Raw genomic sequence first — 22,090 nt, forward strand, 5'->3', positions numbered from 1 at the left:
TCCGCTGGTCAGAATAGTGCTCTGGACAAGTTGTCAGATAACGACTCATGGAATCGTTTGTCAATTGTCAGCCCCTGCCATAATCTCGGTCCATGACGTCTCAGACCACCGTCGCGGACGCGACGCCGCCGGACCTCGGGCCCCGGAGCGGACTGCGGGGCCATCCCTGGCTGACTCTTGTGACGGTCGCGATAGGCGTGATGATGGTCGCGCTCGACGGCACGATCGTCGCCATCGCCAACCCGGCCATCCAGAAGGACCTGAACGCATCGCTCGCCGACGTCCAATGGATCACCAACGCCTACCTCCTCGCCCTGGCGGTCGCGCTGATCACCGCCGGCAAGCTCGGTGACCGCTTCGGGCACCGCCTGATCTTCCTCATCGGTACCACCGGATTCGCCGTCGCCTCCGGACTCATCGCCCTCTCCGGAAGCGTGTCGATGGTCGTCGCCTTCCGGGTGCTCCAGGGCCTCTGCGGGGCGCTGCTGATGCCGGCCGCGCTCGGTATGCTGCGGGCCACGTTCCCGCCCGACAAGCTCAACATGGCCATCGGCCTGTGGGGCATGGTCATCGGCGCCTCCACCGCGGGCGGGCCGATCATCGGCGGGGTGCTCGTCGAGCACGTCAACTGGCAGTCCGTGTTCTTCATCAACGTGCCGGTGGGCGCGCTCGGGCTGGTCCTGGGGGTGATCATCCTCAAGGACCACCGCGCCGAGAACCGTCCCAAGTCCTTCGACATCCTCGGCATCGCGCTGCTCTCCGGCGCGATGTTCTGCCTCGTCTGGGCGCTCATCAAGGCGCCCAAGTGGCAGTGGGGCGACAGCAGGACCCTGATCTTCCTGGGCGCGTCACTGCTGGGCTTCGTCGCCTTCGTCCTCTGGCAGAAGCGGGTGCGGGAGCCGCTGCTGCCGCTGAAGCTCTTCCGGTCCGTGCCGCTCTCCGCCGGCTCGGCACTGATCGTCCTGATGGCCTTCTCCTTCATGGGAGGCCTCTTCTACGTCACCTTCTACCTGCAGAACGTGCACGGCATGAAGCCGGTCGACGCGGGCCTGCACCTGCTGCCGCTCACCGGAATGATGATTGTCTCGTCCCCGGTGGCCGGAGCGCTGATCGGCCGCATCGGGCCGCGCATCCCGCTGTTCGTCGGCATGGTCTGCACCGCGGCCGCCTGCTTCGGCATGTCCGCCCTGAAGGTGGACTCCGGCACGGGCCTGATGTCCCTCTGGTTCGCCCTCTTCGGCATCGGCCTGGCCCCCGTCATGGTCGGCGCCACCGAGGTCATCGTCGGCAACGCGCCCCTGGAGCACGCGGGCCTGGCCGGCGGCCTCCAGCAGGGCTCCATGCAGGTCGGCGGCACCCTCGGCACCGCCGTCCTGGGCGCCGTCATGGCCTCCCGGGTCGGACACCAGCTGCCGGACGAGTGGGCCGACGCGGGGCTGCCGCCGCTGTCGAAGGAGCAGAAGGACGCGGCCTCCGCCGCGGTCGAGGTCGGCGTACCGCCGGTGCCCCAGGGCACCCCGCCCGAGGTCGCCGCGAAGATCACCGGAGCCGCGCACGAGACCTTCGTCTCCGGGATGAGCACGTCCTTCCTCGTCGCCGGCTGCGTCGCGGCCGCGGCGGCGCTCCTCGCGCTGCTCACCAAGCGCGGCGAGAACGCGGACGCCGCCCCGGGCGGCGCCCACATCTGACCGGACGTACGACAGGGCCCCGGCCGGTGGAAACCGGCCGGGGCCCTGTCATGTCACGTCCCTATGACGCCTACGCGTCGCCGCCCGCGGCGCCCGGGTCGGCCGCCGCCACGTCGAGCAGCTGGTAGCGGTCGATCGCCTGCTTCAGCGCCGAGCGGTCGATCTTGCCCTCCTTGGCGAGCTCGGTGAGCACGCCCAGGACGATCGACTGCGCGTCGATGTGGAAGAAGCGACGGGCCGCGCCACGGGTGTCGGCGAAGCCGAAGCCGTCCGCACCCAGCGACTGGTACGTGCCGGGCACCCAGCGCGAGATCTGGTCGGGAACGGCACGCATCCAGTCGGACACGGCCACCTTCGGACCCTCGGCACCGGCGAGCTTCTTCGTCACATACGGGACGCGCTGCTCCTCCTCCGGGTGCAGCAGGTTGTGCTCCTCCACCGCGACGGCGTCGCGGCGCAGCTCGTTCCAGGAGGTCGCCGACCAGACGTCCGCCTTGACGTTCCACTCCTCGGCGAGGATCTTCTGCGCCTCGATCGCCCACGGCACGGCCACACCGGAGGCCAGGATCTGCGCCGGGATCGCACCGGCCTCGCCCGCCCTGTAGCGGTACAGACCCTTGAGGATGCCCTCGGCGTCCACGTTCTCCGGCTCGGCCGGGTGCTGGATCGGCTCGTTGTAGACGGTGAGGTAGTAGAAGATGTCCTCCGCGTTCTCGCCGTACATCCGGCGGAGACCGTCCTGCACGATGTGCGCGATCTCGTAGCCGAACGCCGGGTCGTACGCGACGACCGCCGGGTTGGTGGAGGCCAGCAGGTGCGAGTGGCCGTCCGCGTGCTGGAGGCCCTCACCCGTCAGGGTGGTACGGCCGGCGGTCGCGCCGAGGACGAAACCGCGCGCCAGCTGGTCGGCCATCTGCCAGAACTGGTCACCGGTGCGCTGGAACCCGAACATCGAGTAGAAGACATAGATCGGGATCAGCGGCTCGCCGTGCGTGGCGTACGCGGAACCGGCCGCGATCAGCGACGCGGTGCAGCCCGCCTCCGAGATGCCGTCGTGCAGCATCTGGCCGGTCGGGGACTCCTTGTACGCGAGCAGCAGCTCGCGGTCCACGGCCTCGTACTGCTGGCCCAGCGGGTTGTAGATCTTCGCCGACGGGAACAGCGAGTCCATGCCGAAGGTGCGGTACTCGTCCGGGGCGATCGGCACGAAGCGCTTGCCGATCTCCTTGTCCCGCATCAGGTCCTTGAGCAGGCGGACGAACGCCATGGTGGTGGCGATCGACTGCTGGCCCGAGCCCTTCTTGATCGGCGCGTACGCCTTGTCGCCCGGCAGGTTCAGCGGCTTCGCCCGCACGACCCGGCTCGGTACGTAGCCGCCCAGCGACTTGCGCCGGTCGTGCATGTACTGGATCTCCTCCGAGTCGCGACCCGGGTGGTAGTACGGCGGCAGGCCGGACTCCAGCTCCTTGTCGGCGATCGGGATGTGGAGCCGGTCGCGGAAGCGCTTGAGGTCGTCGACCGTCAGCTTCTTCATCTGGTGGGTCGCGTTGCGGCCCTCGAAGTTCGGGCCGAGCGTCCAGCCCTTGACCGTCTGCGCCAGGATCACGGTCGGCTGGCCCTTGTGGGCCTTGGCCGCCGCGTACGCCGCGTAGATCTTGCGGTGGTCGTGACCGCCACGGCCCAGGTGCAGGATCTGGTCGTCGGACATGCCCTCGACCATCTTGCGCAGACGCTGGTCGTCGCCGAAGAAGTGCTCGCGGATGTACGCGCCGGTCTCCGTGGCGTACGTCTGGAACTGGCCGTCCGGGGTGCTGTTCAGCTTGTTGACCAGGACGCCGTCGCGGTCCTGGGCCAGCAGCGGGTCCCAGGAGCGGTCCCACACCAGCTTGATCACGTTCCAGCCGGCGCCGCGGAACTGCGACTCCAGCTCCTGCATGATCTTGCCGTTGCCGCGCACCGGGCCGTCGAGGCGCTGCAGGTTGCAGTTGACGACGAAGGTCAGGTTGTCCAGACCCTCACGGGCGGCCAGGGACAGCTGGCCGAGCGACTCGGGCTCGTCCATCTCGCCGTCGCCCAGGTACGCCCAGACGTGCGACTTGGAGGTGTCGGCGATGCCGCGCGCCTCCATGTAGCGGTTCATCCGCGCCTGGTAGATCGCGCCCAGCGGGCCGAGGCCCATGGAGACGGTCGGGAACTCCCAGAAGTCCGGCATGAGCCGCGGGTGCGGGTAGCTGGACAGACCGTAGGGGGCCTTCGACTTCTCCTGGCGGAAGGCGTCGAGCTGCTGCTCGGAGAGGCGGTCCAGCAGGAACGCGCGGGCGTAGACGCCCGGCGAGGCGTGGCCCTGGAAGAAGATCTGGTCGCCGCCGTCGCCCTCGTCCTTGCCCCGGAAGAAGTGGTTGAAGCCCACGTCGTACAGGGAGGCGGAGGAGGCGAACGTGGCGATGTGACCGCCGACGCCGATCCCCGGGCGCTGGGCACGGGAGACCATCACGGCCGCGTTCCACCGGGTCGCGTTCAGGACCTTGCGCTCGATCTCCTCGTTGCCGGGGAAGAACGGCTCGTCCTTGGTCGCGATGGTGTTGACGTAGTCCGTGCTGCGCATCTCGGGCACGGCGACACGCTTCTCGCGCGCCCGCTCGATCAGGCGAAGCATGAGGTAGCGGGCACGTTCCCGGCCTCGCTCGTCGACGGCCGCGTCGAGCGAGTCGAGCCACTCCTGGGTCTCTTCGGGATCGAAGTCCGGGACCTGGCTGGGAAGACCGCCAATGATGATCGGGTTGCGATCGGATCCGGAAGCCACGCTGTTCCTTCGCTGTTCGGGTGTGTCGTGCTCTGCACGCAAGGGTTGCTGCGCACGCGGTCACATACTGTCTTCGCTTATGTCGCGCCGGCTCCCATCGTGGACCGCGGCGACGGAAACGTCATCTCTACTGGGCGGTAACCACCACTCGGGAGATGAAGCGTCGGAGGGTGGCCGCCTCGCGGCGGCCAAATCGCAACCATACGCCCCCAATGGGGGTCCCTCGCGTACGGCCGTTCGGCCCCGGAGGCCGCAATCCCAGGGAGTAACTTCGCAAACCCGGCGCAACGCTGTGGTGTGAATCACTCTCGGTTGCGGCCTCATGGTGGGAGTTGCCATGAGACGTCAACGTTTGGGAGGGATCGCTGAGCGGGTACTTGCGCGATCCGTCCGGCACGTGTGGACTACGCCCAATGCCTCGCGTATGCGGGGAGCACAAGAGCATTCTCGAAAGATGACAGGAGGCAATCCGTGAGCGCGACCGCGGACCACGCGGAGGAGCGGACCAACCCCGCCGCAAGGCTGGGTTTCGAGCCCGGACAGGTGGTCCAGGAGATCGGTTACGACGACGACGTCGACCATGATCTCCGTGAAGGTATCGAATCCATCATCGGCCAGGACCTCGTCGATGAGGATTACGACGACGTGGCCGACGTCGTCCTGCTGTGGTTCCGGGACGAGGACGGAGACCTCACGGACGCGCTGGTGGATGCCATCGGTCTGCTCGAGGACGCCGGCACCGTCTGGCTGCTGACGCCCAAGACCGGCCGTGACGGGTACATCGAGCCGAGCGACGTCCAGGACGCGGCGCAGACCGCGGGGCTCAGCCCGGCCAAGAGCATCAGCGTCGCCAAGGACTGGTCCGGCACCCGGCTGAAGTCCGGCAAGCGCTGAGCGCGGCCGGTACCGGCCCACAGGACCTCTCGGCGCCCCCGGCAGCCCCGCTGCCGGGGGCGCGGTGCGTCGCCTCCGGGGCCCAATGACAGACTGGCCGCCTGACCCGCCGGCCGTCCGGTCGGCGCCCGCCGAGAGAGGGAAGCGACCATGGCGATCGACGTCGGCACCGAGGCTCCGGACTTCGCGCTGAGGAATCAGCACGGCGAGACCGTCCGCCTCTCCGACTTCCGGGGCGAGAAGAACGTCGTCCTGCTCTTCTACCCGTTCGCCTTCACCGGCGTGTGCACCGGCGAGCTGTGCGCCCTCCGCGACGAGCTGCCGTCCTTCGTCAACGACGACGTCCAGCTGCTCGCGGTCTCCAACGACTCGCCGTTCTCGCTCCGCGTCTTCGCCGAGCAGGAGAAGCTCGACTACCCGCTGCTGTCCGACTTCTGGCCGCACGGCGAGGTCAGCCGGGCCTACGGCGTCTTCGACGAGGAGAAGGGCTGCGCGGTGCGCGGCACCTTCATCATCGACAAGCAGGGCGTCGTCCGCTGGACGATCGTCAACGGCCTGCCCGACGCACGCGACCTGAACGAGTACACCCGGGAACTCGCCGCTCTCTGAGCAAGACCCTGTAATCGGTGGGAACCGGTCACTAGGATCCACACGTTCACCGGATGCCATCGCACAACCGGGGGCAGGCCGACCGGCCCGGCCCCTCGAACCAATGGAGGACTCGTGGGAGTCAGTCTCAGCAAGGGCGGCAACGTCTCGCTGACCAAGGCAGCCCCGAACCTGACCGCGGTCGTCGTCGGTCTCGGCTGGGACGCCCGTACCACCACCGGTACGGATTTCGACCTGGACGCCAGTGCGCTGCTCACGAACGACCAGGGCAAGGTCACCAACGACCAGAACTTCGTCTTCTTCAACAACCTGAAGAGCCCCGACGGCTCGGTCGAGCACACCGGTGACAACCTGACCGGTGAGGGCGAGGGCGACGACGAGGTCATCAAGGTCAACCTGGCCGGTGTCCCGGCGGATGTTCACAAGATCGTGTTCCCGGTCTCCATCTACGATGCCGAGAGCCGCCAGCAGAGCTTCGGCCAGGTGCGCAACGCCTACATCCGCGTCGTCAACCAGGCCGACAACGTCGAGCTGGCCCGCTACGACCTGAGCGAGGACGCCTCGACCGAGACCGCCATGGTCTTCGGCGAGCTCTACCGCAACGGTGCGGAGTGGAAGTTCCGTGCCATCGGGCAGGGTTACGCCTCCGGCCTGCGCGGCATCGCGCAGGACTTCGGCGTCAACGTCTGACCCACGGCCCGGCCGCGCACGCGGCCGTGACGGCTCACCTCCGGCGCCGTACTCCCGTATTCAGGCAGCCCGGCCTGGGCAGTCCGGGAGTACGGCGCCGGACGTGCGCGGCGACCCGTGCGCGGCGACCAATGTTCAACTCGGGGAGGAACAGGACCATGGGTGTCACGCTCGCCAAGGGAGGCAATGTCTCCCTCTCCAAGCACGCGCCGAATCTGACCGCCATCGTCGTCGGTCTGGGCTGGGACGCGCGGACCACCACCGGTGCGGACTTCGACCTGGATGCCAGCGCGCTGCTGTGCTCCTCCGGGCGGGTGCTCGGCGACGAGTACTTCGTCTTCTACAACAACCTCAAGAGCCCCGAGGGTTCGGTCGAGCACACCGGTGACAACCTCACCGGTGAGGGTGACGGCGACGACGAGACGATCCTGGTCGACCTCGTCAAGGTCCCGGCCGCCTGCGACAAGATCGTGTTCCCGGTCTCCATTCACGAGGCCGACGTCCGGGGCCAGAACTTCGGCCAGGTGACCAACGCCTACATCCGCGTCGTCAACCAGGCCGACGGCACCGAGCTGGCCCGCTACGACCTGAGCGAGGACGCCTCCAGCGAAACCGCGATGATCTTCGGCGAGGTCTACCGGTACGGCGGGGAATGGAAGTTCCGCGCGGTCGGACAGGGGTACGCGTCCGGACTGCGGGGCATCGCCATGGACTTCGGGGTCAACGTTTCGTGAGGCGGGACGCACGCGGCGTGACCGCGCGTCCCCGAGGGGCAGGGGTGCGCCGTGTGTGTCCGTAGATCGACTCTCCCGGCTGCGGGAACGGACCCTTACACTTCGGGGTCAACGTTTCGTAAAGCCGCGTACGCGCGGAGAACATCGCGCACACGAAGGATTGGGTAGCCAGTGCTCCTGAAAACCTTTGGTTGGTCGTTCGCCATCACGGCGGCCGGTCTGGCCTTGGCCGGCGTGCTCTGGGGGTGGAAAGGGCTGGCGCTCGTCGCGATCCTGTCCGTCCTGGAGATCTCGGTCTCATTCGACAATGCCGTGATCAATGCCGGCATCCTCCGGAAGATGAACGCCTTCTGGCAGAAGATGTTCCTGACGCTGGGCATCCTCGTCGCCGTCTTCGGCATGAGGCTGGTCTTCCCGGTCGTCATTGTGGCCATGACCGCCAAACTCGGCCCGATCGAGGCCGTGGACGTGGCGATCAACGACCACGACCGCTATGAGGCGCTGGTCACCAGCGCCCACCCGGCCATCGCCGCGTTCGGCGGGATCTTCCTGCTCATGATCTTCCTGGACTTCATCTTCGAGGACCGGGACATACGGTGGCTGGGCTGGCTGGAGCGGGCGACCGCCCGGCTGGGCAAGGTCGAGGGCCTCTCGGTCATCGTCTCCCTGGTGGTGCTGATCATCGCGGCGACCACCTTCGCCACGTCCGTCCCGGTGCACGGCGGTGAGGGCACGGTCGACAAGGCCGCGACCGTGCTGCTGGCCGGTGTCGGCGGTCTGGTGACCTACCTTGTCGTCGGTGGCATCTCGGCCTTCTTCGAGAACCGCCTGGAGGACGGGGAAGAAGAGGCCGAGGAGGCCGCCGCGGCGGAGAAGAAGAACGGCGGCTCGGTCGTCGGACTGGCCGGCAAGGCCGCGTTCTTCATGTTCCTCTACCTGGAGGTCATCGACGCCTCCTTCTCCTTCGACGGTGTCATCGGCGCCTTCGCGATCACCAACGACATCTTTGTGATGGCCCTCGGCCTCGGCATAGGTGCGATGTACATCCGCTCGATGACGGTCTTCCTGGTCCGCAAGGGGACCCTCGACGACTACGTCTACCTGGAGCACGGCGCCCACTACGCGATCGGCGCGCTCGCCCTGATTCTGATCCTCACGATCAAGTACGAGATCAACGAGGTCATCACCGGCCTCATCGGCGTGGTGCTGATCACCCTCTCGTTCTGGTCCTCGGTGCGGCGCAACCGCATGGAGGCCGGGGCGGGCGACAGCGAGGCGGAGCGCCAGGAGGTCACGTCCGGGGTGTGACCCTGGCACATGTGCGGGAACCCTCTGAGCGGGGCGGCGGTGAGATCACCTCACGGCCGTCCCGCTCGGCGGTTCCCGGGGCGGGAACCGTGATCCGCGAGGGTGGGGGCAGCAATGACGGTACGGGACAGGTTGTTCGGCAACTGGGGGCGCGGCGCGGCGTGGCAGTTCGACGCCCCGCACAGCTCGACGGGGGCGGTCGAGCTCACCAAACGCCACCCGGTCTACTCACTGACCAAGCACGGAGCTCTCAACGGCAACATGCGCGTCAACCTGTCCTGGCAGATGCGGACCTCCGTCATCCACGAGAAGCCGTCGCGCGGTGCGATGCGGCACCCGTTCCGGAAGTTCACCCCCGAAGTCGTGCAGGCGCAGGGCCCGGCCATGGTCAGTGTGGACCTGGACCTCGCGTGCATGTACGAGCTGTGGGACGGCTCCAAAGGCGTAGTGCAGCCGCTCGGCAACATACTGGGCAGCATCAACTCCCCGCCGTACGTGCAGCTCAGCGGAGACGACCGGTTCGGCTCCGGCTCGGGGGAGACGATCTACGTCAACATGGACCACCGGGATGAGATCAAGCGACTGCTGGTCTTCGTCTACATCTATGACGGGACCCCGGCGTTCGAGCGTACCCAGGCCACGGTGACGCTGTATCCCGGCAATGGCCCCCGGCTCGAAGTCGCGCTCCACGAGCGCGCGCCCGAGGCGCGGTCGTGCGCCGTGGTGCTGATCGAGAACGACAAGAAGGAGATCGTCGTCCGGCGGGAGATGCGCTATGTGTACGGGTTCCAGTCGGAGCTTGACCGGCTGTATGGGTGGGGGCTCCAGTGGGGGCGGGGCTACAAGTCGTCGAAGGTGTGAGGCGGAGGTGTGAGGCGGAGGTGTGAGGCGACCGTGTGAGGGGTGCGCCGGCACCGCGGGAAGGGCCGGTGCCCTCCGCCGCGGTGCCGGGCCGCTGGTGGCCTACCGGCCCGGCAGGAACTGCGGCCCCTGCGGCGGCAGCCGGAACGCCGGGTCGGGAGCCGACAGAGCTGGCAGCGGGTAGTCCCCCGGGGCGTCGTAGGACGGCCGGGGCGGCGGGGACTGGGGGTAGCCGTAGGACGGCTGGGCCGCCGGGTACTGCGGGTAGCCGTACGCGGGCTGCGCGCCCGGTCCGCCGTGCGGTGCGGGCTGCGGCGGGACCACCGGCGGGGCGCCGGGGGGCGGCGGATAGCCGTAGCCGGGGGCGGCGGCGGGGGCGGTGGCAGGGGAGTGCGGGGCGGGTGCGGTGGGGGTACCGCCGGTGGGCCCGGGCGGGCCGGCCGGGGCGGGTGGGGAGGACGGGGCGGGGCTGGACGCCGGCGGGGGCAGGGTGCCGGAGGCAGGCGATGCCGGTGATGCCGGTGATATGGGCTCGGGGCGCGGTCCCGGGGCGGCGGCGGACGTTTCGCTCCCGTCGGTGGCGGTGCCGTTCGTCCCTGCCCCTGCCCCTGCCCCCGCCGCGGTCCCGTCCCCGTCCTCGTCCTCGTCCTCGACGGAGATGCCGTACTCCGTCGCGAGCCCCACCAGCCCCGTCGCGTACCCCTGCCCGAGCGCGCGGAACTTCCAGCCCTCGCCGCGGCGGTACAGCTCGCCGCAGATCATCGCGGTCTCGTCGCCCGTCTCGGGCTGGACGTCGAAGCGGGCGATGACGGGGCCGGGGCCGCCGGAGGTGCCCGCGGCGCCGGGAGAGGCGTCGTACAGCAGCACGCACAAGTCCTTGACCAGCCCGAACGTCCCGCCGTCGGCGGACGCGGCGATCACCACGCGCCGTACCGAGCCGTCCAGCGTGGCGAGGTCGGCCTCGACGGAGTCGGTGAGCCCCTCGGGCAGTCGCTTCTTGGCCAGATGGCGCACCAGGCCGGAGGGGTGGCGGGGCTGGTTGTAGAAGACGAAGTCCTCGTCCGAGCGCACGCGGTCGTCGGCGCCCAGCAGCAGGGCGGAGGCGTCCACGTCGGGGACGCCGGCGCCGGGGGTCCAGTGCAGCACGGCCCGTACGGCCGGGGCCTCCAGCGGGATGTTCGATCCCTTCAGCATCGCGTGCGTCATGCCCGCAATCCTGCCCTCCCGTACGGGCCGCGGACAACGCGGGCCGGTGCCGGTGGAGGGGTGCAGCCGGGGCACGGGCGGGCGCGCGGGGGCGGCCGGGGCCGCCTGCCGGGCCGGGGGCGTGGAGGGCTGCCGGCCGGGGGCGCCCAAGGGTGTCGGTGCGCCCTGCACTGTGAGACGCGATTCTTTCCCGGTTTTGGGGAACTCTTGACCCGTTGCCAAGCGTACGATAATCGGCCACGCTCATCGGCGGAACGGAACCGGCGGGACTACGGCGGAACGGACCGGCGGGACAACGCGGTACAACGGGGAGAAAGATGCGGCACTTTGGACACTTCACGCCCGAGGTCCGGAACGCTCTGTTCCACCGGCAGCCGGCCGAGTTCGACGTCGGCTCCACGGCCGCCACGCTCGCCGTCGCCCTCGGCGCCACCCTCTACAGCCCCGCCACCCGGCCCTCGCTCGCCCGGGACATCGTCAAACAGGCCGGCCAGGGTGTCGTGTCCATGGTCCTGTGCCTGGAGGACTCGATAGCGGACGGTGAGGTGGCCGGGGCCGAGGAGAACCTCGTCCGGCAGTTCGCGGAGCTGGCCGCCGCCCCCCGGCTGCCGCTGCTGTTCATCCGCGTCCGTCACCCCGGACAGATCACCGACCTCATGCGCCGCCTCGGCCCCGCCCGGCGGCTGCTTTCCGGCTTCGTCCTGCCCAAGTTCACCGAGGACCGCGGCCTGCCCTTCCTGGAGGCGCTCGCCGAGGCCGAAACCGCCCACGAGCAGCGGCTGTTCGCCATGCCCGTCCTCGAGTCCCCCGAGCTCCTGCACCTGGAGACCCGGACCGAGACCCTGGCCGGGATCTCCCGTGCCGTCACCAAGTACCGCGACCGGGTGCTCGCCCTGCGACTCGGCGTGACCGACTTCTGCTCCGCCTACGGGCTGCGCCGTGCGCCCGACATGACCGCCTACGACGTCCAGCTCGTCGCCTCCGTCATCGCCGACGTCGTCAACGTCCTCGGCCGCGCGGACGGCAGCGGCTTCACCGTCACCGGCCCGGTGTGGGAGTACTTCCGCCAGCACCAGCGGATGTTCAAACCGCAGCTGCGCCGCAGCCCCTTCGCCGGGCCCGCCGAGGCGCTGCGTTCCGCCTTGATCGAGCACGACATGGACGGCCTGCTCCGGGAGATCGAACTGGACCGCGCCAACGGGCTCCAGGGCAAGACCTGCATCCATCCCTCGCACGTCGCTCCCGTGCACGCCCTGTCGGTGGTCAGCCACGAGGAGTTCGGCGACGCCCAGGACATTCTGCGGTCGGTCGACGGGGGCGGTGGGGTGCTGCGGTCCGCGTACACCAACAAGATGAACGAGGTGAAGCCGCACCGGGCCTGGGCAGAAAGGACTCTGCTGAGGGCCGAGGTGTTCGGTGTGGCACGAGAGGATGTCGGGTTCGTGGAACTGCTGGGCGCGAGCGTGCCGACGCTGCGAGAGGGAGTGACGTTCTGATGTGGTCGGGCCAGTGGGTGGCGGACCGGCTCGGCGTACGGCTGGAGGGCGACGGGGACCTCCCCGGGCTGCTGGGCCTGGCCCTGCGCCGCAACCCCAAGCGGGCGCACCTGCTCGTCTCCCGCGTCCTCGGCAAGCACGTGCCGCAGCGGCCGTCCGTCGTTCATGCGGCCGGCCTCGGGCTCGGCCGCCGGGTGCGGGCCCTTCTCGGTGACGAGGACGCCGCGCGGGCGGTCGTCCTCGGCTACGCCGAGACCGCCACCGGCCTCGGCCACTCCGTCGCCGACGGCCTGGCCCTCGCCCCCTACCTGCACTCGACGCGCCGCCCGGTGGCCGGGGTCGCCCCCGCCGGCGGCTTCGAGGAGGAGCACAGCCACGCGACCTCCCACCTGCTGCTGCCGGAGGACCCGCGGTTCTTCGCGGGCGACGGACCGCTCGTCCTCGTCGACGACGAGTTCTCCACCGGCCGCACCGTCCGCAACACCATCGCGGCCCTCCACGGCCGCTGCCCGCGCGACCGGTACGTCGTCGTCGCCCTCGTCGACATGCGCTCGCCCGAGGACCGCGCCGCCCTGGACGCCTTCGCGGCGGAGCTGGGCGCCCGGGTGGACGTCCTCGCCCTCGCGTCGGGGACGGTGACCCTGCCGGACGGCGTGCTGCGGCGCGGGCAGGAGCTGGTGGCGGAGTGGGAGGGGGCGGCGGTCGCAGAGGCCGCCGATGCGCGAGGCGCCGATGGGCGCGCGTCCGTCGAGGTGACCCGCGTCGACCTCTCCTGGCCCCTCGGCCTGCCCGACGGCGGGCGGCACGGGTTCACGCCCGCGGACCGGGCCCGTCTGGAGGCGGCACTGCCGCGCATGGCCGCCTCGGTCGAGGCGGCGTTGGCGGGGGTGCCGTCCGGTGCGGGTGCCCTTTCGGGGACCGGGGCGTCCGGGGCGTCCGGGGTGGCTGAGCCGTCCGGTACCGGCGAGCCGTCCGGGATCGGCGCGCGCCGCGTCCTCGTCCTCGGGACCGAGGAGTTGATGTACGCGCCCCTGCGCCTCGCGGAGGCGCTGGAGCGCCGCCTCGCGGGCGCCGGCCCGGACTCCGAGGGAGGTCCGTCGTCCGCGCGCCCGGTCTCCGTCCCGGAGGCCCCCGCCCCCCACCCAGGCGTGTGGTTCTCGACCACCACCCGGTCGCCCGTCCTGCCCGTGGACGACCCCGGTTACGCGATCCGCAGCCGTCTCGTCTTCCCCGCGCACGACGACCCCGCCGACGGGCCCGGCGACCGCTACGCCTACAACGTCGCGGGCGCGGGCTTCGACGCGGTCGTCGTCGTGACCGACTCGACGGGGGACACCCCCGCCCTGCACGCACCCGGAGGGCTGCTGGACCGGCTCGCCGCGCACACCCGGAAGGTCCTGCTCGCCGTGATCCCGTCCCACCGTGCCGAGGGCGAACCCCTCCGCGGACCCGCCTTCTCGTCCTACGAGCCCGAGGACGTCGGCTGGCTGCTCCAAGACCTCTCGTCCGTCACCCTGGAAGTGCCCACGGAGGAGCGCGAGGAGGCGATCCAGAGCGGAGGCGCGCACTACGCCGAGTCGCTGCCCGTCGAGTACCAGCCCTCCGCCGACTACCAGGCCCTCTACACGGCGGCCCTGGACGCGTCCGCCGGCCGGATCGCGCGGGCGGTCGGTGCCGTGACCGAGACGGTGCTGGCCGAGCGGTCGCCCCGCCCGGTGCTGGTGTCGCTGGCCCGCGCCGGCACCCCCGTGGGCGTCCTGATGCGCCGCTGGGCCCGCCACGCGCACGGCCTGGACCTGCCGCACTACGCGGTGTCCATCGTCCGCGGCCGGGGCATCGACACCGCGGCGCTGCGCCGGCTCGCCGACCGTCACGACCCGGCCGACGTCGTCTTCGTCGACGGCTGGACGGGCAAGGGCGCCATCACCCGGGAGCTCGAACAGGCCCTGCGGGGAACGGAGTTCGACCCGCGGCTCGCCGTCCTCGCGGACCCCGGGCACTGCGTGGAGACCTATGGCACGCGCGACGACTTCCTCATCCCCTCCGCGTGCCTCAACTCCACGGTCTCCGGCCTGATCTCGCGGACCGTGCTGCGCGCCGACCTGGTCGGTCCGGACGACTTCCACGGCGCCAAGTTCTACCGCGAGCTGGCCGGTGCCGATGTGTCCCGCGCCTTCATCGCCACCGTCGAGGCCCGCTTCGCCGAGGTCGAGGAGGGCGTCGCCCACGACGCCAAGGAGCTCGCGGGCGCCGACCGCACCCCCACCTGGCGGGGCTGGGCGGCGGTCGAGCGGATCAGCGAGGAGTACGGCATCCACGACGTCAACCTGGTCAAGCCCGGCGTCGGCGAGACCACCCGCGTCCTGCTGCGCCGCGTCCCCTGGAAGATCCTCGCCAAGCGCGGCGCCGGTGCCGACCTCGACCACGTCCGGCTGCTCGCGGCCCAGCGCGGCGTACCGGTGGAGGAGGTGGACGGGCTGCCGTACAGCTGCGTGGGCCTCGTCCACCCGCGGTACACCCGCGCCGCCACGGGAACCGACGGGCGGGCGGTCCGGTCCTCGTGAACGTGAAGATCCTGATAGCCAGCGACCTGGACCGCACCCTCATCTACTCCGCCGCCGCGCTCCGCCTCGGAGTGCCGGACGCGCGGGCGCCGCGCCTGCTCTGCGTCGAGGTGTACGAGGGCAAGCCGCTCTCCTACCTGACGGAGACCGCCGCCGCGCTCCTCGACGGCGTCGCCCGCACCGGCGCGTTCGTCCCCGCCACCACCCGCACCCGCGAGCAGTACGGCCGCGTCCGGCTCCCCGGGCCCGTACCCCGGTTCGCGGTCTGCGCCAACGGCGGCGAGATCCTCGTCGACGGCGAGCCCGACACCGGCTGGCGGCGGCGCGTGCGCCGGGCCGTGGCCGACGAGTGCGGGGCGACGCTCGACGAGGTCCTGGACCGCGTGACGCGCACCGCCGACCCCGCGTGGCTGCTGCGCGCGCGCACCGCCGAGGACCTGTTCGCCTACCTCGTCGTCGACCGGGAGCGGCTGCCCCTCGTCTGGGTCAAGGAGCTCACCGAGTGGGCGGACGAACGCGGTTGGGCCGTCTCCCTCCAGGGCCGGAAGGTCTACGCGGTGCCCCGGCCGGTCACCAAGAGCGCCGCCGTCGCCGAGGTCGTCCGCCGCACGGGCGCCGAGCGCCTGCTCACCGCCGGGGACTCCCTGCTCGACGCCGACCTGCTGCTGGCCGCCGACCACGGCTGGCGGCCGGGCCACGGCGAGCTGGCCGATTCCGGGTGGACGGCACCGCACGTCACGGCGCTGACGACGGCGGGGGTCGCGGCGGGGGAGGAGATCGTACGGGCGTTCGCGGAGGCGGTGGACGTCGTGGTGGATGCCGCGGCGGACGGACGGGGCTGAGGCCGGGCGGGGCCGATATCGGGAAGTGGTGCGCCCGGAACGTCTGGTAAACGGCTGTTTTCCGGAACCCGGGCCGCCATAACGTTCATCGAGGCATCAAGTTGAGGCGTCAACCGGAGTCGCGGCGGCCATGGCCGCCGGGGGGCCCGGAGGGCGACCCGTCAACGGGTGCCGGCGGCTCGGCCGCCCGGTGACCGCCGGGCCGCTGGGCCGCCGATGCGACGTCCGAGAACGAGGAGTCCGTGTGACCGAGTCGAAGAGCAACCCGCTCACCCCCGAGCTCTACCAGTACGTCCTCGACCACAACCCGCAGCTCGACCCCGTGCAGCGCGCCCTGGTCGAGACCACCGTCTCCCTGCTGCCCGACAGCGCCCACCTCCAGGTGGCCGAGGAGCAGGCCCCGTTGCTCGCCTTCCTGGTCCGGCTCACCGGCGCCCGCGACATCCTGGAGATCGGCACCTTCACCGGACTGTCCGCCCTGTCCATGGCCCAGGCGCTGCCCGCCGGCGGCAGCCTGATCGCCCTCGACATATCGGAGGAGTGGACGGCCCACGCCCGCGAGGCCTGGGCCAAGGCGGGCGTCGCCGACCGCGTCGACCTGCGCATCGGCGACGGCCTGGAGTCGGTCCGCGCCCTGCCCGCCGAGCCGCACCTCGACCTCGTGTTCCTGGACGCGGACAAGGTCAACTACATCAACTACTGGGAGGAGACCGTGCCGCGGCTGCGCGCCGGCGGACTGATCGTCGTCGACAACGTCTTCTTCCACGGCGAGGTCGTCGCCCCGGAGGCCACGGAGATGGGCGCGGCCGTCAAGGCGTTCAACGACCACGCGGCGGCGGACGGGCGGATGGAGACGGTCATGCTCACCGTGGCGGACGGTCTGACGCTGGCCCGCAAGAAGGGCTGACCGGCGGGGCGGCCCGTTCGGGCCGCTCACAGGATCACCGGCCGCTCACCGGATCACCGGTTCCGACCGACGGGTTTCAGCCGCAGCAACCGCCCCCGCAGCAGCCGCCGCCCCCGCCGGAGGACGACGGGGCGGGGGCCGGGGCCGACGCGGCGGCGCCGGTCACGGCGACCGTGGACAGCAGCTTGACGGTGTCCGTGTGGCCCTCCGGGCAGATCGCCGGGGCGGACGACTGGGCCATCGGGCGCCGCAGCTCGAAGGTGGCGCCACAGGACTGGCAGCGGTACTCGTAACGAGGCATGCCAGGCAGCATAGCCAGGCGGACAGCTGAAGCCCCGGGCCCGTCCTCGTCGGGAGTCGGCCGCCCTTGTCGGGAGGAGCCTCGTCCTCGCCGGGAGCAGGCCCGTCCTCGCCGGGAACGAGCCCCGTCCTCGTCGGGAGCAGCCCTGTCCACGTCCGGGACGGACTTCGGGCCCGGGTTCCTCACCGCCCGGCGCCGCGCTCCTCACGGATCGCCTGCACGACGGCCGCGACCGACCGCCGTACCTCCTCCGTCTCGGTCAGGAAGCGCCACCAGTCCGGGTGCCGCCCCTCCAGGCCCGCCACCGCCCGGTCCAGCCGGGCCACCGCCTCGTCCAGCGGCGCCGCGTGCCGGGGGTCGGGGGTGCTGCGCCCGGCCATCGCGAGCCGCTGCGCGTCCCGGATCGCGAACCGGGTCCGCTCGACCTCCTGTTGGCGGTCGGCCGACACCTCGTCCAGCCGCCGCAGCCGGTCGCCGGCCGCCGACACCGACTCGTCGGTTGTCGTCAGCAGCGCCCGCACCGTCGACAGCAGCGCCGTCGCGTCCGGCCACCGCTGCTCGTCACGGGCCGTCTGCGCCTCGCGGATCTTCGTCTCCGCCTGTTCCACCGCGTGCCGCGCCTCCTCGGGCACCTGCTGCAGGTCCTGCCAGCAGGGCGCGGTGTAGCGGCGGCGCAGCTCGCTGAGGACGGGCACGACACCGGCCGCCCGGGTGGTGATCGCCTGGGCGCGGGTCCGCAGCGACACCAGCCGCTTGTCGATCTCGGCGGCGCGCTGCGGCAGTTGCTCCGCCGCCTCCCGGATGGCGTCGGCGTCGCGCAGCACCCGCTCGGCACGGCCGATGGTCTCCGTCACACCGTGCTGCCCCGCGCCCTGGTTGAGCCGCGTCAGCTCCGGGGAGAGCGCGGCGAGCCGTGCCGCGAGGTCGTCGGCCCGGAGCCCCGAGGCCCGGACCGCGTCCAGGGCCTCCGTCGCCGCCAGCAGCCCCTGCCGGGCGCGCTCCACGGCGGGCGCCAGCCGGGACAGCTCCGCCTCGGCGCCCGCCAGCAGCGGCCCGAGCCCCTGGCCGAACCGTTCCAGGTCCGCCTTGACGCGGACGAGCTCGTCCTTGGCCCGGGTCAGATCGGTGCGGGCCCGGGCGGCCGTCGAGGAGTCCAGGTCCTCGCGGTCCAGGTCATGGGCGTCGACGGCGGTGATGTACGCGCCCGACACCTCGTCGATCCGCGTCCCCAGCGCCGCGAACTCCTGGGCGGCCCGCCGCGCGGCGGGCGAGGAGTCCACCGCGGCGATCGTCTCCATGGAGATCCGCAGGTCCCGCTGCGCCGTGTCCAGCTCGTAGAACGCGGCCGCCGCCGCGTCCTTCGCCGCCTGCGCCTCGGCCCGCTGCCCGTCGCCGCGCCCCCAGCCCCAGCGCCGCGTCCCCCCTCCGGCGAACGCCGCCGGGGCGGCCGCGGCCGCGACCGCCAGCAGCGGCAGGGGGAGCAGGGCCAGCGCGACGGTCGCCCGGACCGCCCGCACGGCGGGTCGTATGGAAAGCCGTCCGGCCGGTCGTACGGACTGCGCGAAGGTAGCCGTCACGTGCCCTCTGCCCTCTCCCGTTGATCGCCCCAGGCCCGGAGGACATTGTCCCATCCACCGGGGACACCCACACAGGACGGTCGGCGGCGGGTTGGAGGGGCGGTGGGCCGGGCTCAGGACGCGGTGCGCACCGTCACGTCCCCGTACTCGCTGCGCACGCGCACGGTGTGCGGGCTCGACGCGGAGCGGGGGACGTCGACGCGGGTCCGTCCGCTGTCGCTCTCCGCGTCCGTCCGGTACGTGCCCTTCGGCAGCTTGACGGTGACGGAGCCGCTCTCGCTCTCCGCCCGCACCGCGTCGGGGACCCGGGCGGTCCGGAGGCGGATGTCCCCGTTCTCCGAGCGGACGGCGAGGTTCCGTGAGTCGATGCCCTGCTCGGCGACGACATCGCCGTTCTCGGACGAGAGCTCCAGCCGGCCGTCGGCGTCGCGGACGTCGATGTCGCCGCTGTCGGAGCTGAGGCGGAGGTTCCCCTTGATCCCCCGGGAGGTCACCCCGCCGTTCTCGTCCTCCACGACCACCGTCACCCCGCGCGGCACCTCGATCCGGTGCTTCCCCTTGCAGTCCACACCGATCCCGTCGCACCGCTGCCGCAGCTTGAGCGTGTCCTTCTCCATCGCCCACGTCGTCTTCGTCGACCCGCCCAGCGACCACCCGTCGAACCACCGGGTCACCTTGACGTCCTTGCCCTCCCCCGGCACCAGCTCGATCTCCGAGTCGTCCGTGTCCACCGTGAGCGTCCGCCCGCTCAACGCGAACGTCCGCTGCTCCGGCTCCACCTCCGACAGATCCGCCGACCCGCATCCCGTCAGCACCGTCCCGGCCATCACGACGCCGCCGACCAGGAGGGAGAGACGGGCGGCGGAGCGGGCGGCGGGGCGAGGCATGGGCGATCTCCGGGGGTGTTGGGATGACGTCGTCGTCGCAGGTCAGGGTGGGTGTGAAGGGGGATTCCGCTGATCGTCACTGTAGGAGTGACGCGGTGCGGCGGGGATACCGCTCCCCACCGGATACGGGGTGGGGATAACCCCCGGTCTCCCCCCGGTCTCCCCTGGTCTCCTCTGGTTCTCCGGGCCGATTCCGGGTTTGCGGGGAGGCGGCCAGGGGCATGTAAGCTGTTCCTTTGTCGCGGGCGCATAGCTCAGCGGTAGAGCGCCGCTCTTACAAAGCGGATGTCGGCGGTTCAAATCCGTCTGTGCCCACCAGCGATGAAGAGCCCCGGAGCTTCGGCCCGGGGCTCTTCGGCGTCCACGGATGATGCCATTGGCCTGTGCGAACGCCTCACTTGATCCTGAACGTGAGGATGTCTCCGGGCTGGCAGTGGAGTTCGCGGCAGATCGCGCTGAGGGTGCTGAAGCGGATCGCCTTGGCGCGGTCGTTCTTGAGAATGGGCAGGTTCGCCACGGTCACTCCGACGCGTCCGGCGAGTTCGGCGAGCGTCATGCCGTGTTCGTCCAGCAGCCGGTCCAGGTGGCAGTGGATCTCGTGCGGGTCCTCCGGGGGCATCGGACCAAGCCCTCCGTGTCCTCGCGCAGCCGCGCCCCCCCCGGCGGAACGCCGCGGCCGTCGCCGCGGTCAGCAGGGCCCCGAACGCCGCCGCGGTGTTCATGGCGTAGGGAGTGCGAACGGCCTGTTCCACCGGTGTGCCGTCGACCAGGAGGTCCGTCGTCAGGACGTCCAGGGCCGGGACGACCGTGCCGGTCAGGAGGAGGGCCCCGGCGATGGCGAGCAGGCGGGGTGTGTTCTGCGGGGTGAAGAGGTCCCCCGCGCGGAACGTGCGGGCCATGAGGAGGAGGATATAGAAGATCACGATCAGCAAGGCCGCGCCGGCCACACCCGGCAGGATCAGCAGCAGCCGGTCCCCGAGGCCCGGGTCGTGGAACACGAGCTCGGCCCGGCCGGTCCCCCGCAGCGTCACCGGCCCGGAGGCCGTGGCGTCCGGCGCGGCCGCAACGCCGACTGCGCGGGTGTCGGTCATGGGCGGAAGCGGGCCGATGGCCCCCAGCACCGGGAACACGAGCTTGAACAGGCCCACCAGGAGCAGGGCCAGTCCCACGGCCAGCTCCAGCAGGTGGTTGTTGGCCCGCACCCACCAGGGCGAGGTTTCGGGCCTGAAGGTCCCCCTTGTTCAGCCTTGTTCGGCAGGTCCATATCGCTTTTCGATAGTATCGATAAGCGATATGGAGCCGTCGAGGCGGGCCCGCCCCGCTCGGCACATGGGGCTCCTCCTGGTCACCGTGCGGTGTCCGCCCGGAGCAGTTCCCTGAGCCGGTCCGGAGCGCAGAGCATCTCCGGGCCGTCGGGGGCGGGCAGCAGCCAGTAGGCGCCCGGGGGTTCGCGTCGGGTGGGGACCGGGGTGGCCAGGTAGTTGGTGTGGCAGCCCGCCCCGAGGCATTCGGTGCGGTGTACGTCCCAGGTGTCGGCGGTGTCCGGTGGGACGAGTGCGGTGTAGCGGTCGCGCAGACGCGACACGATGACCGATCCGGTGATCCCGGCGGAGCGGAAATGCGCCTCGATGCTCTCGCGTTGGCGGCTCGCGGCCCGGTCCTCGATGAGCGCGGCGGGGATGTGGACGGCGTCGAAGTGGATCCCGGAGCGCAGGGTGGCAGGCAGGCCCTTGGCCCAGGCTTCCCGGGCGACGCGGGGGTGCACTTCACGGGAGACGAGCCAGGCGGCGGCTCCGGCCCGGCTGGAGCCGGCCGTCAAGATCTTCGAGGGCTGGTCCTACCAGGACCGGTTGCCGCAGCGGGACGCGCGGCGGGTCATCGTCCACAGGCCCGGCTACAGCAGCGAACAGTTATGGAGTCGCGTACCCGACAGCGGCCCCGTGACTCAGCCGGCACCGCTGTACGCCGCACACGCCATCGATGACCGCGTCGGCCCCCGCCTCGGCCCGGCACGCGACGCGATCGTCGCGCAGGAACTCCACGCGGAAATCGAGGCGTACAGCCCGCGCCGCCTCGCGCTTCCCCGCTGACACACCGCCGGTAGAGTGCGCTGCCGTGTATCCGGTCAGCCGCCGCAGCCAGCGCCTGGAACTCCGCGAACTCACCCTCGACGACGTGGACGCCGTCTTCGCGATCTACGGAAGTCACGAAGCCACTGAGCACCTGTCCTTCGAACCTCGGACACGTGAGGACGTTGGCCACATTCTCGCCCGCTCGATCGCCTCGGCCACCGAACGGCCCCGCACGGAGTACGCCTTGGCCGTCGTCGAACGCAGCGCCCGGCACCTGATCGGGTTCGGCCGCCTGGCCGGTGACCCCCATCAACAGCAGGCGGCCACCATGGGCTTCGCGCTGCACCCGGACGCCTGGGGCGCCGGCCTTGGAACCGAGACCGTCCACCTGCTGCTCTGCCTCGGCTTCGAGGATCAGGGCCTCCACCGGATCTGGGGTGCGAGGTCCCCCCTCAACGAGGCTTCGGCCCGGACGATGCTGCGGGCCGGCATGGTCGAAGAGGGGCGAATTCGCGAGCACGTTCAGAAGAACGGGCGGTGGCGTGACTCCATCGTGCATGCTGCCCTCAGTCACGAGTGGGACAACCCCTCCCTACCCGACGAAGCCGGCTGAGGCGCCTGCCGGGCGTCCGCAGGCTGTGACGTCCCTTC

The 22,090-nt window shown here is 71.2% G+C and carries 20 protein-coding genes and 1 tRNA gene; 14 read left to right on the forward strand and 7 right to left on the reverse strand.

Annotation, left to right across the window (positions count from 1 at the left end; genetic code table 11):
• Positions 1-92: 92 nt before the first annotated feature.
• Entirely contained in the window at positions 93-1,688 is a 1,596-nt protein-coding gene (locus tag HN013_RS01030) for an MFS transporter (protein ID WP_171161855.1), read from the forward strand.
• A gap of 70 nt (positions 1,689-1,758) precedes the next feature.
• Here the strand turns inward: HN013_RS01030 and aceE are convergent, their stop codons facing one another.
• Entirely contained in the window at positions 1,759-4,491 is a 2,733-nt protein-coding gene (gene aceE / locus HN013_RS01035) for a pyruvate dehydrogenase (acetyl-transferring), homodimeric type (protein WP_171161857.1), read from the reverse strand.
• A 471-nt stretch (positions 4,492-4,962) separates the two neighbouring features.
• On the opposite strand from aceE, the gene HN013_RS01040 reads away from it, so the two are divergent.
• From HN013_RS01040 to HN013_RS01065, 6 genes are all read left to right on the forward strand, one after another.
• Positions 4,963-5,385, forward strand: a complete 423-nt coding sequence (locus tag HN013_RS01040; protein WP_171161859.1) for a DUF3052 domain-containing protein — start codon at positions 4,963-4,965, stop codon at positions 5,383-5,385.
• Positions 5,386-5,535: 150 nt separating this feature from the next.
• A complete protein-coding gene (locus HN013_RS01045) occupies positions 5,536-5,994 on the forward strand; it encodes a peroxiredoxin (RefSeq protein WP_171161861.1) in 459 nt (152 codons plus the stop codon).
• A 114-nt stretch (positions 5,995-6,108) separates the two neighbouring features.
• Positions 6,109-6,684: a TerD family protein gene (locus HN013_RS01050; RefSeq protein ID WP_171161863.1), complete on the forward strand. Its 576-nt coding sequence runs from the start codon at positions 6,109-6,111 to the stop codon at positions 6,682-6,684.
• A 158-nt stretch (positions 6,685-6,842) separates the two neighbouring features.
• Entirely contained in the window at positions 6,843-7,418 is a 576-nt protein-coding gene (locus HN013_RS01055; protein ID WP_171161865.1) for a TerD family protein, read from the forward strand.
• 171 nt (positions 7,419-7,589) lie between these two features.
• Positions 7,590-8,726 carry a DUF475 domain-containing protein gene (locus HN013_RS01060; protein ID WP_171161867.1) on the forward strand — a complete coding sequence of 379 codons (1,137 nt, stop codon included), beginning with the start codon at positions 7,590-7,592 and terminating at the stop codon, positions 8,724-8,726.
• A 114-nt stretch (positions 8,727-8,840) separates the two neighbouring features.
• Positions 8,841-9,587 carry a Tellurium resistance gene (locus tag HN013_RS01065; RefSeq protein WP_171161868.1) on the forward strand — a complete coding sequence of 249 codons (747 nt, stop codon included), beginning with the start codon at positions 8,841-8,843 and terminating at the stop codon, positions 9,585-9,587.
• A gap of 102 nt (positions 9,588-9,689) precedes the next feature.
• On the opposite strand, the gene HN013_RS01070 is transcribed toward HN013_RS01065, so the two are convergent.
• Positions 9,690-10,793 carry a TerD family protein gene (locus HN013_RS01070; RefSeq protein ID WP_171161871.1) on the reverse strand — a complete coding sequence of 368 codons (1,104 nt, stop codon included), beginning with the start codon at positions 10,791-10,793 and terminating at the stop codon, positions 9,690-9,692.
• Positions 10,794-11,110: 317 nt separating this feature from the next.
• Between HN013_RS01070 and HN013_RS01075 the strand changes: the two genes are divergently transcribed.
• The 4 genes from HN013_RS01075 to HN013_RS01090 all read left to right on the forward strand — a co-directional run bounded on the left by HN013_RS01075 (position 11,111) and on the right by HN013_RS01090 (position 16,602).
• Positions 11,111-12,289, forward strand: a complete 1,179-nt coding sequence (locus HN013_RS01075) for an HpcH/HpaI aldolase/citrate lyase family protein (protein WP_171161873.1) — start codon at positions 11,111-11,113, stop codon at positions 12,287-12,289.
• Complete coding sequence (locus HN013_RS01080; protein WP_171161875.1) at positions 12,289-14,853, forward strand: phosphoribosyltransferase; 2,565 nt, start codon at positions 12,289-12,291, stop codon at positions 14,851-14,853. Before HN013_RS01075 ends, HN013_RS01080 begins: the two co-directional genes overlap by 1 nt.
• A 2-nt stretch (positions 14,854-14,855) precedes the next feature.
• Positions 14,856-15,695 (forward strand): HAD family hydrolase, encoded by an 840-nt coding sequence (locus HN013_RS01085; protein ID WP_171161878.1) that lies wholly within the window; start codon positions 14,856-14,858, stop codon positions 15,693-15,695.
• A 244-nt stretch (positions 15,696-15,939) separates the two neighbouring features.
• Positions 15,940-16,602, forward strand: a complete 663-nt coding sequence (locus HN013_RS01090) for a class I SAM-dependent methyltransferase (protein WP_312018450.1) — start codon at positions 15,940-15,942, stop codon at positions 16,600-16,602.
• Between the two features lie 76 nt (positions 16,603-16,678).
• Here HN013_RS01090 and HN013_RS01095 read toward each other — a convergent pair whose 3' ends face one another.
• The 3 genes from HN013_RS01095 to HN013_RS01105 all read right to left on the reverse strand — a co-directional run bounded on the left by HN013_RS01095 (position 16,679) and on the right by HN013_RS01105 (position 19,367).
• Positions 16,679-16,903 (reverse strand): zinc ribbon domain-containing protein, encoded by a 225-nt coding sequence (locus HN013_RS01095; RefSeq protein WP_171161881.1) that lies wholly within the window; start codon positions 16,901-16,903, stop codon positions 16,679-16,681.
• A gap of 182 nt (positions 16,904-17,085) precedes the next feature.
• Positions 17,086-18,480: a hypothetical protein gene (locus tag HN013_RS01100; RefSeq protein WP_398977866.1), complete on the reverse strand. Its 1,395-nt coding sequence runs from the start codon at positions 18,478-18,480 to the stop codon at positions 17,086-17,088.
• A gap of 113 nt (positions 18,481-18,593) precedes the next feature.
• The gene (locus HN013_RS01105) at positions 18,594-19,367 is read right to left on the reverse strand and encodes a DUF4097 family beta strand repeat-containing protein (RefSeq protein ID WP_171161883.1); all 774 of its coding nucleotides are present in this window, start codon (positions 19,365-19,367) and stop codon (positions 18,594-18,596) included.
• Positions 19,368-19,610: 243 nt separating this feature from the next.
• Between HN013_RS01105 and HN013_RS01110 the strand changes: the two genes are divergently transcribed.
• Positions 19,611-19,685, forward strand: a tRNA-Val gene (locus HN013_RS01110).
• A gap of 76 nt (positions 19,686-19,761) precedes the next feature.
• On the opposite strand, the gene HN013_RS01115 is transcribed toward HN013_RS01110, so the two are convergent.
• Both HN013_RS01115 and HN013_RS01120 read right to left on the reverse strand, forming a co-directional pair.
• A complete protein-coding gene (locus tag HN013_RS01115) occupies positions 19,762-19,986 on the reverse strand; it encodes a helix-turn-helix transcriptional regulator (RefSeq protein WP_171161885.1) in 225 nt (74 codons plus the stop codon).
• 726 nt (positions 19,987-20,712) lie between these two features.
• Entirely contained in the window at positions 20,713-21,186 is a 474-nt protein-coding gene (locus HN013_RS01120; RefSeq protein ID WP_171161887.1) for a hypothetical protein, read from the reverse strand.
• 121 nt (positions 21,187-21,307) lie between these two features.
• Between HN013_RS01120 and HN013_RS32570 the strand changes: the two genes are divergently transcribed.
• Entirely contained in the window at positions 21,308-21,457 is a 150-nt protein-coding gene (locus tag HN013_RS32570; RefSeq protein WP_171161889.1) for a hypothetical protein, read from the forward strand.
• A 25-nt stretch (positions 21,458-21,482) separates the two neighbouring features.
• The gene (locus tag HN013_RS01130) at positions 21,483-22,052 is read left to right on the forward strand and encodes a GNAT family N-acetyltransferase (RefSeq protein ID WP_171161890.1); all 570 of its coding nucleotides are present in this window, start codon (positions 21,483-21,485) and stop codon (positions 22,050-22,052) included.
• Positions 22,053-22,090 lie beyond the last annotated feature (38 nt).

Origin of the sequence: Streptomyces sp. I05A-00742, from assembly GCF_013055795.1 — a bacterium.
GTDB lineage: Bacteria > Actinomycetota > Actinomycetes > Streptomycetales > Streptomycetaceae > Streptomyces.